This is a genomic window from Plantibacter sp. LMC-P-059a (assembly GCF_030209505.1).
Lineage (GTDB): Bacteria > Actinomycetota > Actinomycetes > Actinomycetales > Microbacteriaceae > Plantibacter.
The window spans coordinates 108,850-121,101 of record NZ_JARVRZ010000006.1; the positions used below are offsets into that span (position 1 = coordinate 108,850).

Sequence of the window (12,252 nt, forward strand, 5' to 3'; positions counted from 1 at the left end):
CACGCTCCTCGTGCGCCGCGGCGACGGCACACGAGGAGCGGATCCGGCTCAGTGGTGGAGGATCGCGACCGAGTGCGCGCCGAGACGGATGGAACCGTCCGAGGTGACGACCTCGCCGAAGCTGTCGAGCAGATCATCGACCCGCAGCGGCAACTCCACGGCTACCGTCCCGAAGTTCACCGCCAGCGTGGCCGAGCCACGACGCAGCACGAACGAATTGGTCGACTCGTCGGCGACCGCCGTGGTGTCGGCGAACGCCGGATCGGTGAACGCGGGCACGGTGCGCCGCAGCTCGATCAGGCGCCGGTACCAGGTCAGGAGCCGCGCATGGCGTCCCTGGGACCGCTCGGACCAGTCGAGGATCGACCGCCGGTACGTCTCCGGGTCCTGCGGGTCGGGCACGTCGGCCTCGTTCCACCCCATGCGGGCGAACTCGGCGATGCGACCCTTCGCCGTCGCCTCACCGAGCTCCGGCTCGGGGTGGGAGGTGAAGAACTGCCACGGGGTCGACGCCGCCCACTCCTCGCCCATGAACAACATCGGCGTGAACGGCCCCAGCAGGGTGAGGGCGGCGGCGATCGCCAGCTGACCGTCGTCGAGGCTCGCGGCCAACCGGTCCCCGACGGCACGGTTGCCGATCTGGTCGTGGTTCTGGTCGGAGACGACGAGGCGCCAGCTCGGCGTCCGCTCGAGGTCGATCCGTCGGCCGTGGTGCCGCTTCCGGAAGCTCGACCAGGTCCCGTTGTGGAAGAACCCCTCCTCCATGACCTTGCCGAGCGCACCGAGCGGCGCGAAGTCGGCGTAGTACCCGGAGACTTCGCCGGTGAGGGCGACGTGAAGAGCGTGGTGGAAGTCGTCGCTCCACTGGGCGTCCAGCCCGTAGCCGCCGGAGCCGCCCGGACCGCGCGGGGTGATGAGTCTCGGGTCGTTGAGGTCCGACTCGGCGATCAGCGTGAGCGGCCGGTCCAGATCCGCAGCGAGCGCGTCGACGGCCGCATCGAGTTCCTCCAGGAGGTGGACCGCACGGGTGTCGTGCAGGGCGTGGACGGCGTCGAGCCGCAGGCCGTCGACACCGTACTCCTCGAACCACATGAGGGCGCTGTCGATGATGTACCGGCGCACCTCGTCCGAGTCGGGGCCGTCGAGGTTGACGCTGTCGCCCCAGGTGTTGCCGGCGCCGTCGGCGAGATACGGACCGAAGCGGGGTAGGACGTTGCCGGACGGACCGAGGTGGTTGTAGACGACGTCCTGGATGACGGCGAGTCCACGCTCGTGGCAGGCCCGGACGAAGCGCCGATAGCCTTCTGGTCCGCCGTAGGCCTCGTGGACGGCCGACCAGAACACGCCGTCGTAGCCCCAGTTCCAGACGCCGTTGAAGGCGTTGACGGGGAGCACTTCGACCGCGTCGACCCCGAGTTCGACGAGGTCGTCGAGCCGCTCGATCGCGCCGTCGAAGGTGGCCGCTTCGGTGAACGTTCCGATGTGGAGTTCGTACAGCACCGCACCGATGAGCGGTCGTCCCCGCCAGCCCGTGCCGTCGGAGGGAGCGGGGTCGGATGCGACGACGCGGGACAGGCCGTGGACGCCGTCCGGCTGACGACGCGACCGCGGGTCGGCGATCGGGCCGTCGCCGTCCAGGACGTAGCCGTAGTCGGTGTCGACGACCGCGGCGCGCGGGGCGTCGCCGTCGAGCGCGACCCACCATCCCTCCGCCACCGCGTCGCGGCTCATCGGGAAGCGCTCGTCGCCGAGCACCAACTCGACGCGCTCGGCGATCGGTGCCCAGACCCGGAAGCCGTCGGCGGGGCTGGTGGTCGTACTCGTCATCGCGATGACTCCTCGTCTCCAGACGTGGCGGTGGCCGACGACTGGTCGTCGGTCGGCTGGGCGTGCTCGTCGCCGTCGGCGATGGTGAGGACGGCGACCGGGTACTGCTCGAGGAGCGCTGCGACGGAGACCGGTCCACCCGAGACCTCGCGGCCCGTCAGCACCTCGACGTAGCGTCCCTCCGGAAGCTCGACGTTGGTGTTCTTCCACCCGCCGCGCTCGGCGAGACGGAGGGACAGCCGGGTCGCGACCGTCAGCACACCACCGCGGGAGAAGGCGAGGACGTGCTCGGAGGCCGCACCTTCCGCGGCGAGCGCCGTGTACTCCGTGTACCGCTCGGGGTGGCTCCGGCGCAGCCGGAGGAGCCGTGAGGTGACGAGGAGCTTCGCGGCGCCGTCGGCGGCGACGGGCGGGAGCCACCCGTCGTCGAGCCTCGCCAGGAGCTCGCGGCGCTCGGCGTAGTCGACGGGTCGGCGGTTGTCGGGGTCGACGAGGGACCGGTCCCAGAGTTCGCTGCCCTGGTAGACGTCGGGCACGCCCGGCATCGTGAGCTGCACGGCCTTCGCCACCAGGCTGTTGGTCCAACCGGCCGCTTCGACGTCCGCGACGGCGTCGAGCAGCGCCGCGTTCGCACGACGGCTGTCGTAGAGCCCGTCGACCGCAGCGCGCAGGGCGACCTCGAAGGCCTCGTCCGGCGCGGTCCACGTGGTCGAGTCGCCGGCCTCGCGGGCCGCCTTCTCCACGTAGGCGTGCAGGCGCTCGCGTTCGATCGGCCAGGCGCCGACGGCGGCCTGCCAGACGAGCTGTTCGAGCTGTCGGTCGGGGAAGCCGTTGCTCGTGTGCAGGGCGACGGCGTGCTCGGCCCATCGGTCCGCCACTTCGCTCAGCGCGTCGATGCGGGCGCGGACGTCCTCGCTACGCTTCGTGTCGTGGGTGCTGAGCGTCGTCATCGACGACGGCCACTCCGCCTGCCGCCGGGCCTGACGGTGGTGGAACTCGGCCACGCTGATGTCGGTCTCCGCGGGGTCGCCACCGACCTCGGTCAGCGAGGTGAGCGCGGTGTACCGGTAGAACGCGGTGTCCTCGACGCCCTTGGCCATGACCATGCCGGAGGTCTGCTGGAAGCGTGCCGCCAGTGGGTCGGCCGGGTTCCGGAGCCGCGGCGCGAGGGCGGCGAACGCCTCGGCGAGCTCCGGGCGGCGGGTCTCGGCGGTCTCCAGCGCGGCGTCCAGGTACTCGTCGCCGAGCGGCAGGTACGAGCGGTAGACCGGGAACGCCGTCAGGATCTCGGCCAGCGCGTCGACGGCCTCGTCGACCTCGGGGACGAGCCGGGCGAGCCGCCGGACCTCGGAACCGAGGATGCCGTCCGCGATGCCGCGCTTGGTGGTGTGGACGAGCTCGTCCCACGCGTCGCGTGTGAGTTCCACCCCGGCGAGCTGCGCGAGGGCCGGGAGGCCGGCGGGGTCGACGAGGACCCGGTCGACGTCGCCGAGCGCGTCGTACCCGGTCGTGCCGAGCGTCGCCCATTCGGCCGGGAGGTCCTCTTCGCCCTCGAGGATCTTCTCGACCCAGATCGGCGCCCCGCCGATGCGGTCGGACAGGCGGTCGAGGTAGGCACCCGGATCCAGCAGGCCGTCCGGGTGGTCCACGCGGATGCCGTCGGCGATCTGCTCGTCGAACCAGCGGCCGATCTCGACGTGCGACCCGTCGAACACCGCGGGGTCCTCGACGCGGATCGCCGCAAGCGTGTTCACGGCGAAGAAGCGACGGTAGTTGAGCTCCGCGTCCGCCCGACGCCAGTTGACGAGCTCGTAGTGCTGACGGTCGTGAACCTCGCGCGGCGTGGCGCCGTCGTCCGCCGTGCCGGGAGCGATGGGCAGGCGGTTGTCGAAGTACCGCAGTTCGCCGTCCTCGATCGTGAGGTCGTCGAGGGCGCTGTGATCACCCTCGTCGTCACCGAGGATCGGGATGCGGATCCTGCCGGCTCCGGCCTCCCAGTCGACGTCGAAGGCGGCGGCGTGCTCGGCCTCGCGGCCGCGCTTGAGCAGATCCCACCACCAGGCGTTCTCGACCGGCGTCGCGACCCCCATGTGGTTCGGGACCGTGTCGATGAGCACGCCGAGCCCTGCGGCGTGCGCGGCTTCGGCGAGCGCCGTGAGCCCCTCGGCTCCGCCACGCTCGGGGTCGACCGTGGTGTGGTCGACGACGTCGTACCCGTGCGTCGATCCGGGCTCGGCACGGAGGATGGGCGAGAGGTACACCCAGTCCGCTCCGAGCGTGCGGATGTAGTCGACGAGGTCGGCTGCGTCCTGCAGGCGGAAGTCGGCGGTCAGCTGGAGCCGGTAGGTGGAGACGGGCACGGTGGTCATGACGTGACCCCCGATCGCAGCAGGGTGAAGGACGTGCCCTGCACGATCACCGTCGTCGACCCTTCGGCGAGCATCTGCTCGGGGTCGCTCGACTCGACGAGGGTCCACGGCTGGCCGGGAGCCTTCGGCAGGGTGAACTCGACGCCGTTCTCGGCCGCGTTCAGCAGGAGCGCGAACGACGCCGACCCGGCGTGCCGGAACACGAAGGTGATCGAGCGGGCGTCGGGGTTCTCCCAGTCGTCCTCGGAGAAGGGTTCGTCGTCGGACCGAGTGATGAACACGCGGTCGTCCGCCTTCGAGCCGGGACCCTGACGGAACCAGTCCGGTCGGAGGGCCGGCTCGGCCGTGCGCAGCGCGATCATCCGCTTGGTGAAGGCGAGGAGCTCCTGGTCGGCGTTCTCCCAGTCGAACCAGGACACCTCGTTGTCCTGGCAGTAGGCGTTGTTGTTCCCGCCCTGGGTACGGGCGATCTCGTCGCCGCCGAGGATCATCGGCACACCGGCCGAGAGCAGCACGGTCGCGAGGAAGTTGCGTCGCTGACGGTTGCGGCGCGCGTTGACCGCGGGGTCCTCGGTGGGGCCCTCGGCGCCGTTGTTGCTCGAGCGGTTGTCGCTCTCGCCGTCGTTGTTGTCCTCGCCATTGGCCGCGTTGTGCTTGACGGAGTACGCCGTGAGGTCAGCCAGGGTGAAGCCGTCGTGCGCGGTGACGAAGTTGACGCTCGACAGCGGCGACCGACGTGACGCCTCGTAGACGTCCGGGCTGCCGAGGACGCGCTGCGACATGGTGCCGAGCACGCTGTCGGCGCCGTTCCAGAAGTCGCGGACGTCGTCGCGGAACTTCCCGTTCCACTCCGACCAGCTCGCCGGGAACCCGCCGACCTGGTACCCCGCGGTGTCCCACGGCTCCGCGATCATCTTGATCGGTGCGAGCACCGGGTCCTGCTCGATGAGCGAGAGGAAGGCGCTGTGGATCTCGGCGGAGCCGTCCTGCCGGGTGAGGGTCGTCGCGAGGTCGAAGCGGAAGCCGTCGACGTGCATCTCGGTCACCCAGTAGCGGAGCGAGTCCATGATGAGGCCGAGCGCCGCCGGGTGGCCGACGTTGACGCTGTTGCCGGTGCCGGTGGTGTCGAAGTAGTGCTCGCGGTCCTCGTCGACGAGGCGGTAGTACGCGGCGTTGTCGATGCCCTTGAACGAGAGCGTCGGGCCCATGTGGTTGCCCTCGGCGGTGTGGTTGTACACGACGTCGAGGATGACCTCGAGGCCGGCGGCGTGCATCGCCTTCACCATCGCCTTGAACTCGTCGACCTGACCGCCGGTGTCGCCCGCGGCCGCGTACTCGCCGTGCGGGGCGAAGAAGCCGATGGAGTTGTAGCCCCAGTAGTTGCGGAGGCCCTTCTCCTCGAGGTGGCTGTCCTGCACGAACTGGTGCACGGGGAGCAGTTCGACCGCGGTCACGCCGAGGTCGGTGAGGTACCGGAGGGCGGCCGGGTGCGCGAGACCGGCGTAGGTGCCGCGGATCTCCTCGGGCACCTCGGCGAGCTGCTTCGTGAAGCCCTTGACGTGCACCTCGTACACGATCGTCTCGGCGAGCGGGATCCGTGGCGCGACGTCCGCGCCGTCGGCATCCCAGTCGAAGGACGACGGGTCGGTGACGACGCCGAGGGCGACGTGGCCGGCCGAGTCGGTGTCGTCCATCGACTCGGGGGCGTCCAGACGATGGCTGAACTGCGCCTGGCCGAGGTCGTAGCGCCCGGTGATCGCCGTCGCGTGCGGGTCGAGCAGCACCTTCGCCGGGTTGTGCCGGAGTCCGTTGGCCGGGTCCCACGGGCCGTCGACCCGGACGCCGTAGCGCGTGCCGGGCACGAGGCCCTCGACGAGGCCGTGGAACACGTGACCGGTCCGTCGTTCGAGGCGGGTCTGCTGCTCCTCACCGCCCTCGGGGAACAGGCACACGGTGACGGAGTCGGCGGTCTCGGAGTAGATGGCGACGTTCGCACCATCGCCCCGGAGGGTGACGCCGAGCGGATAGGGGGTCGAGAGCGTCATGGCGCCCTTTCACTCGAAGGAATCGATCGTTGATCAGACCGTACACCGGCCGGCTGACTTCCCCGGAAGCACGGGAAACATGGTAAAGCGCGTGCTGATGGGGTCAGAACGCGAAGATGCCGATGGCCACGCCGATGGCGAGACCGGCAGCGGCCGTCGCGCCGGCGAGGAGCAGGGCGATCCGCGGGTCGACGCCCCGCTCGGTCACGAGCCCGAGGCGTGCGCGCACGCGTCGGACGCGCCGGACACGGGATTCAGACCAGATCTCGCGCAGGGTCGAGGCGACCTCGTGGGCTGCTGGGCGGTCCTCCGGGCGACGGGCCGTCATCGAACGCAGGAGCGGGTGCCAGGCGGCCGGCAGCTCGGGCGGGATCACGGGATCACGGTGCAACCGGGCGATCGCGGACTCGACGAGCCCGCCGTCGAACTCCCGGCGGCCCGTGATCGCCTCGAGCAGCACGAGGCCGAGCGAGTAGATGTCCGTCTCCGTGCTGACCGTGTCACCGAGCGCCTGCTCGGGCGAGAGGTAGTTCGCCGTCCCGGAGATCGCCTCCGTGTTCGTCAGGCGGGAGCCGCCGATGAAATGGGCGATCCCGAAGTCGGACAGCTTCACGAGGTTCGCGTGCCCGAAGGCGGCGATGTCGCTGAACAACATGTTGTCGGGCTTGATGTCGCGGTGGACGATCGAACGCGTGTGGATGAAGGACAGCGCGTCGGCCACCTGCGCGCCGAGCGCGGCGGCGTCCCGCGGCAGCATCGGGCCCGCCTGCAGCTTGTCGGTGAGGGTGGCGCCCGGGATGTACTCCATCACCAGGAAGCGGTGCTCGACGCCACGATGGACGACGGATCCGGAGTCGTACAGCTCGACGAGACCCGGGTGGCGCAGTTCGCCGAGCAGGCGGATCTCGCGCTCCTGGCGGAGTCGGTCGTTCGCGGTCGCCGCCTCGTCGCGGAAGAGCTTCACCGCCACCGGGCGTGACAGGAGCTCGTCGCGCGCCCGGTAGACGTTCGCGGAACCGCCGGAGCCGAGCTGCTCGCCGATGCTGTAGCGGCCGTTGGACAGGCTCACACCGGAGACGACCGTCTCGCTGTGCTCGGTGAACATGGCGGCGGGATCGGTCACCGATCCCGCGTGTGCCGGCGGTCGGTGCAGGGAGTCGCTCACGGCCGCCCCTTTCACGGTGCAGTCGATGTTGGCCGCGCCACCGCGTCGTCGGCAGGCTGTTCCAAGATCCACGCTACAAGGCGTTCGTCGTTCAGGTGGATTGTCGCCGGAGTGTTGAGAAGCGTTACCGCACCTGGTAGGGCTCTGCAAGGCCGAGTCACTCCCTTGTGACGCTCGGACCACCCGAGGAGCATGGAAGCACCGGGAACCCCGGACCGAGAGCCGCCAGCTGCGAGGAGCACCCATGTCCACTGTCGCCGAAACCGTCGTCGCCACCCTTGAGGCCAGCGGGGTGCAGCGTGTGTACGGACTACCCGGCGACTCGTTGAACGGGTTCACGGACGCCCTCCGGACCGGCGGAACGATCGAGTGGGTGCACGTGCGCCACGAGGAGGCGGCCGCGTTCGCCGCGGCGGCCGAGGCCGAGCTGACGGGGGAACTCGCCGTCGTCGCCGCCAGCTGCGGACCCGGCAACCTGCACCTCATCAACGGGTTGTTCGACGCGAACCGATCGCGCGTCCCGGTGCTCGCGATCGCCGCGCACATCCCGAGCTCCGAGATCGGCACCACCTACTTCCAGGAGACACACCCGCAGGAGTTGTTCCGTGAGTGCAGCGTCTACGTCGAGCTCGTCTCCATGCCCGAGCAGCTGCCCCGGGTCCTCGAGATCGCGATGCGCACGGCGGTCGAACGTCGCGGGGTCGCCGTCGTCGTCGTGCCGGGCGACGTCATGCTGAAGCACGCGGTCTCCGAGCACGTCTCGGCGATCCGCGCGACGCAGCCGCGCATCCTGCCCGCCGCCCACGAACTCGATGAGGCGGCCCGTCTCCTGAACGCCGGCAAGCGCGTCACGATCCTCGCCGGCGCGGGCGTCAAGGGCGCCCACGAGCAGCTCATCGCGACCGCGGACGCCCTCGGCGCCCCCATCGTGCACGCGCTCCGGGGCAAGGAGCACGTCGAGTACGACAACCCCTTCGACGTCGGCATGACCGGACTCCTCGGCTTCGCCAGCGGTTACCACGCCATGCTGTCGTGCGACGTGCTCCTGATGCTCGGTACCGACTTCCCCTACCCCCAGTTCTTCCCGGAGGACGCGACCGTCATCCAAGTGGACATCCGGGGCGAACAGATCGGCCGACGGCACCCCGTCGACCTTCCGCTCGTCGGCACCGTCCGCGACACCCTCGACGCCCTCCTGCCGAAGCTCGAACGCAAGACGCACCGCAAGCACCTCGACGAGGCGCTGAAGCACTACCGCAGCTCCCGGAAGGGCCTCGACGAACTCGCGACCGCCGACCACGACCGCCAGGCCATCCACCCGCAGTACCTCGCGAAGGTCATCGACGAGCTGGCCACCGACGACGCCGTGTTCATCCCCGACGTCGGTTCGCCCGTCGTCTGGGCGTCGCGGTACCTCACCATGAACGGGCGACGCCGGCTGATCGGCTCCTTCAGCCACGGCAGCATGGCGAACGCGGTCTCGCAGGGCCTCGGCGCCCAGGCCTCGCAGCCTGGCAGGCAGATCGTCGCGCTCGCCGGAGACGGCGGCCTCACGATGCTGCTCGGCGAGCTCATCTCGCTCACGCAGAACCGGCTCCCGGTCAAGGTCGTCGTCGTCAACAACTCCTCGCTGAACTTCGTCGAGCTGGAGATGAAGGCGGCGGGTTTCGTGAACTACGGCACGGACCTCCAGAACCCCGACTTCGCCCGCGTCGCCGAGGCGATGGGCATCCACGGAGAACGCGTGGAGCGGGCGAGCGACTTGGAGGGTGCCATCCGGCGCGCCTTCGAGCACGACGGCCCGGCGCTCGTCGACGTCGTGACGGCGCGGCAGGAGCTGTCGATCCCGCCGACGATCACGGCGGAGCAGATGAAGGGGTTCACGCTGTACGCGCTCCGCACGGTCATGTCGGGTCGGGGCGACGAACTGCTCGACCTCGCGAACACGAACCTGCTGCGCCGGATCCTGCCCGGACACTGAGCCGCGGCGGGGCGGACACCGGCCGGCTCCGGAGCAGGATTCTCCCCCGGCTTCCAGAGACCGCCGGGTAGACTCGGTTCTCGTGTCCAGACTTCTCGTTACCGGCGGCGCCGGATTCATCGGCTCGAACTTCGTCCACCACGTCCTGAACAACACCGATCACTCGGTGACCGTCCTCGACAAGATGACCTACGCGGGCAACCGCGCCTCGCTCGACGGCCTCCCGGCCGATCGCTTCGAGCTGGTCGTCGGCGACATCCAGGACGCGACGCTCGTCGACGAGCTCTTCGCTCGCCATGACGCCGTCGTGCACTACGCGGCCGAGTCGCACAACGACAACTCGTTGCACGACCCCCGCCCGTTCCTCGACACCAACATCATCGGCACGTACACGCTGCTCGAGGCCGCCCGGAAGCACGGGACCCGGTTCCACCACATCTCGACGGACGAGGTCTACGGCGACCTCGAGCTCGACGACCCGGAGCGGTTCACGGAGCAGACCCCGTACAACCCGTCGAGCCCGTACTCGTCGACGAAGGCCGGCAGCGACCTCCTCGTCCGCGCGTGGGTGCGCTCCTTCGGTGTCAAGGCGACCATCTCGAACTGCTCCAACAACTACGGTCCGTACCAGCACGTGGAGAAGTTCATCCCGCGTCAGATCACGAACGTCCTCAGTGGCGAGCGTCCGAAGCTGTACGGCACCGGCGAGAACGTCCGCGACTGGATCCACGCGAACGACCACTCCTCCGCCGTCCTCACCATCCTCGACAAGGGTGTCATCGGCGAGACGTACCTCATCGGTGCCGACGGTGAGAAGAACAACAAGGACGTCGTGGAGCTCATCCTCACGCAGCTGGGTCAGCCGGCCGACGCCTACGACCACGTGAACGACCGCCCGGGCCACGACCTCCGTTACGCGATCGACTCCTCGAAGCTGCGCACCGAACTCGGCTGGACCCCGGCCTTCAGCGACTTCGAGGCCGGCCTCGCCGACACGATCGCCTGGTACCGCGACAACGAGTCCTGGTGGAAGCCGCAGAAGGCCGCCACCGAGGCGAAGTACCAGGAGCAGGGTCAGTAACCCTCCCCGTCACGAACGAAGGCCCGCCGGCATCAGCCGGCGGGCCTTCGTCGTGCAGGTCCGGACCCCTGACCTGGCCTCCCCCGGTCTCTGAGCCTGTCGAAGGGCCCCTGGTCCGTGGAGCCGACCGAGCCCCGGCACCCCACGCCCCGCTCGGTCCCTGAGCCTGTCGAAGGGCGCCATCCCCCGCGCCGCGCCTCCCCGGTCCCTGAGCTTGTCGAAGGGCCCCGTCCCCGCGCCGCGCCTCCCCGGTCCCTGAGCTTGTCGAAGGGCGCTCCGGCCACCTCCTGTCGGCAGAAACACGAACGCCCCGCCCGGTATCGGGCGAGGCGTTCGACGTGTGGCGGGATCCGCGTCGTCAGTTGACGTTGGCGTACAACCACTCGAGCGGGTCGACCCAGGTGACGCCGTCGAGTCGGATCTCGAAGTGGAGGTGCGGCCCGGTGGACATGCCGGTGGAGCCGGTGAGGCCGAGGATGGTGCCGACCTTGATGGCCTGCCCTTCGGTGACCCGCACGGAACCGTGCTGCATGTGCGCGTAGACGCTGGAGACGAGGCGGCCGTTGATGGTGTGGTCGACGATGACGTTGACGCCGAGCGAGCCTTCGCCGTCTTCGACGTGACGGACGACGCCGTCGGCGATGACCTGGATCGGTGCACCGTTGCCGGGGTTGAAGTCCTGGCCGTGGTGGTCGCTGGAGCAGCCTGCGCAGTCGCGAGCACCGAAGCGGTCGCCGATGGTGACACCGACCGCGAACGGCCACTGGATGGTGCCGTTCGGGTTGTTGGTGAAGGTGTTGGCGGGGCGGATGCCCATCGCGGCGGCGGCTTCTTCGACGGTGCTCGTCGTGTAGTCGTCGCGGGTGAAGGTCAGTTCCGCCGAGCCTTCGCTGTCGAGCGACTGGGAGGCCTGGTTGCTGAGTCCGTTGCCGTCGCCGAGCTCGGCCTGGGAGGCCTCGGCCACCGACGTCGCGACGTCCTCTGCGGTGAGGAGCGCGTTGGCCGGGACGGAGGTCGCGACGGCCATGAGGGCGACGAACCCCATCGCGGCACCGGCGAAGATCTTGGTGGTGATGCGGCGCTTGCGGGCGATGCCCGAGGGGCGAGGAGCGGCGGGCGCGGACGCCGGACGGCTTGTGTTGCGGGGCTTCGTCGTCGACGCGGGAGCGGAGGCTGTCCGGGCCGACCGGCGCGGACGCGAGGCCGCGAGGGGGATGTCGGTGTCGACGGGCACCGAGGACGTCGGCGTCGTCGTGTCGGGGGCGAGGCTCGGCTCGGCGATGAGCGACTCGGTCTCGGCCGGCGCGAGGTCGGCGACGTCGGAGGTGTGGACCGCGTCGATCGCCTCGGCGATCATCTCGTCGACCGGGTCGACGGCAGGAGCGGCCTCGGGCTCTGTGACGTTGGCCTCGTGGGTCGGGTCTTGCAGCACGGACTCCTGCTGCTCGAGGGCTGCCGCCGCCTGACGCTCACGTTCGCGGAGTTCACGACGGCTGAGGGGAGGCGTCTGCACGGGTGCAGTGTCTCGCTCGGCGGACGTGTTCTGCGGGTCCTGAGGGTCGGGAAGCACAGGGGTGTCCTCAGGGCTTGCATGGCGTGACAAGGGGGCGGGGGCCTTTCAATGGGGCTAGCAGATAGGGCGTGAAGTCCGTCCACGCGGGGGAACGCGGACGTAACGAATAGATAAATGCTAGCAACGGGAGCCTGAAAAAGCCATGGCAGTGCTCGGTTTTCTTGTGGAAAACCCTGGTCAGAGGCCATATGAGAGTTCTCTTATGAACGAG

Annotated in this window: 7 protein-coding genes; 2 read left to right on the top strand and 5 right to left on the bottom strand. The window is 69.7% G+C overall.

What is annotated here, in order from left to right:
- Window positions 1-48 precede the first annotated feature (48 nt).
- The 4 genes from treZ to QRN27_RS13855 all read right to left on the bottom strand — a co-directional run bounded on the left by treZ (window position 49) and on the right by QRN27_RS13855 (window position 7,406).
- A complete protein-coding gene (gene treZ / locus QRN27_RS13840; RefSeq protein ID WP_285042722.1) occupies window positions 49-1,827 on the bottom strand; it encodes a malto-oligosyltrehalose trehalohydrolase in 1,779 nt (592 codons plus the stop codon).
- A complete protein-coding gene (gene treY, locus QRN27_RS13845) occupies window positions 1,824-4,196 on the bottom strand; it encodes a malto-oligosyltrehalose synthase (protein WP_285042723.1) in 2,373 nt (790 codons plus the stop codon). The genes treZ and treY overlap by 4 nt, the downstream gene beginning before the upstream one ends.
- Complete coding sequence (gene glgX, locus QRN27_RS13850) at window positions 4,193-6,241, bottom strand: glycogen debranching protein GlgX (protein WP_285042724.1); 2,049 nt, start codon at window positions 6,239-6,241, stop codon at window positions 4,193-4,195. Before glgX ends, treY begins: the two co-directional genes overlap by 4 nt.
- Before the next feature lie 103 nt (window positions 6,242-6,344).
- On the bottom strand, window positions 6,345-7,406 hold the full coding sequence (locus tag QRN27_RS13855; protein ID WP_285042725.1) for a serine/threonine-protein kinase: 1,062 nt from the start codon (window positions 7,404-7,406) through the stop codon (window positions 6,345-6,347).
- Window positions 7,407-7,650: 244 nt separating this feature from the next.
- Here QRN27_RS13855 and poxB point away from each other — a divergent pair, with 244 nt between their 5' ends.
- A complete protein-coding gene (gene poxB / locus QRN27_RS13860; protein WP_285042726.1) occupies window positions 7,651-9,387 on the top strand; it encodes a ubiquinone-dependent pyruvate dehydrogenase in 1,737 nt (578 codons plus the stop codon).
- Window positions 9,388-9,469: 82 nt separating this feature from the next.
- Window positions 9,470-10,468 (top strand): dTDP-glucose 4,6-dehydratase, encoded by a 999-nt coding sequence (gene rfbB, locus QRN27_RS13865; protein WP_285042727.1) that lies wholly within the window; start codon window positions 9,470-9,472, stop codon window positions 10,466-10,468.
- Between the two features lie 358 nt (window positions 10,469-10,826).
- On the opposite strand, the gene QRN27_RS13870 is transcribed toward rfbB, so the two are convergent.
- Window positions 10,827-11,981 carry a M23 family metallopeptidase gene (locus tag QRN27_RS13870; protein ID WP_285042728.1) on the bottom strand — a complete coding sequence of 385 codons (1,155 nt, stop codon included), beginning with the start codon at window positions 11,979-11,981 and terminating at the stop codon, window positions 10,827-10,829.
- Window positions 11,982-12,252: the final 271 nt, after the last annotated feature.